At 31.9% G+C, this 1476-nt stretch carries 1 protein-coding gene; it reads left to right on the top strand.

Annotated elements, in window-relative coordinates; translation table 11 throughout:
* Positions 1-117 precede the first annotated feature (117 nt).
* Positions 118-1287, top strand: coding sequence for an IS256 family transposase (locus ASHG_RS00010; protein WP_244264208.1), 1170 nt, complete (start codon positions 118-120; stop codon positions 1285-1287).
* The last annotated feature ends 189 nt before the right edge of the window (positions 1288-1476 follow it).

Genomic DNA, 1476 nt, shown 5'->3' on the forward strand with positions numbered 1-1476 from the left:
GAGACTGTATAAAATTTTGTGTATAGAAACCTCCTGATTAGGGTAAGTGAAAACTAATCAGGAGGAATTTTTATGCCAAGAAAAAGACCGGAAACAAAAAGAAGCAAAATAGCAAAAATGTTAATTGAAGAATACCAGCCTCAAAGCGCACAAGATATTCAGGAAGCACTAAAAGATCTTTTAGGCGATACTATGGAAGAACTTTTAAAAGCAGAATTAGATGAGCATTTAGACTATGAATATGGAGAAAAACCACTTTCCTTAAATACAAGAAATGGTACAAGTAAAAAAACAGTTAGATCATCATATGGAAATATAGATTTAAACATACCAAGAGATAGAGAAGGAACATTTGAACCACAATCATTAAAGAAATATGAAAAAGACATATCAAACATAGAAAATCAAATAATATCAATGTATGGCAAAGGAATGACAACAAGAGACATATCATCTCACATCAAAGATATTTATGGTTTTACCATATCAGAAACAATGGTAAGTAAAATAACCAACAAAATACTACCAACCATAGAAGAGTGGCAAAATAGACCACTAGAAAAAATCTATCCAATGGTCTTCTTAGACGCTATACACTACCACGTAAGAGAAAACAACATAGTAGTCAAAAAGGCAGTATACATCGCCCTAGGCTACAACCTAGAAGGCTTTAAAGAAATACTAGGAATGTGGGTAGGAGAAAATGAATCAAGCAAATACTGGTTACTAGTCTTAAACCAACTAAAAGAAAGAGGTCTTGAAGATATCCTGATAGTTTCAACAGATAACCTCCCAGGATTCACACAAGCAATAGAAGCAGTATATCCAAAAGCAGAAATACAAAAATGTATAATCCACCAAATAAGAAACTCAACAAAATATGTGTCATACAAAGACATAAAAGAATTAATGAAAGACCTAAAAGCAGTATACAAGGCACCAACAGAAGACTTAGCCTTAACAAATTTAGGAGTCTTTGAAGAAAAATGGAGTAAAAAATATCCAATGTGTGTAAGCTCTTGGAAAAACAACTGGGCAGAATTATCGACATATTTTAAATATCCAGACGGAATAAGAAAACTGATATATACAACAAATGCCATGGAAAACTTCAATAGGCAACTAAGAAAAGTAACCAAAAATAAAACCATATTTCCAAATGACTATGCTCTACAAAAAAGCTTGTATCTAGCAATGGTAGATGCCTCAAGCAAATGGACAAGCAGAATACGAGGCTGGGATCAAATTTTATCCCAATTATCAATATTTTTTGAAGGGAGGTTTTAATCAAGATAAAAATCCAGTATTAAATCAGCTGCAAATTTTCATAAAAATTTGACAGTTTATTAAAGTTGTGTAAAATTAAGTAAAGCTCCATTCCTATAGGAATGGACAAATATTGATACATAAAAAAATGTATCAACCCTTACCCTTATATCAGGATTTAGGTTGATACACAAAATTATTTACAGACCC

Origin of the sequence: Anaerococcus senegalensis JC48, assembly GCF_000321005.1 — a bacterium.
Lineage (GTDB): Bacteria > Bacillota > Clostridia > Tissierellales > Peptoniphilaceae > Anaerococcus > Anaerococcus senegalensis.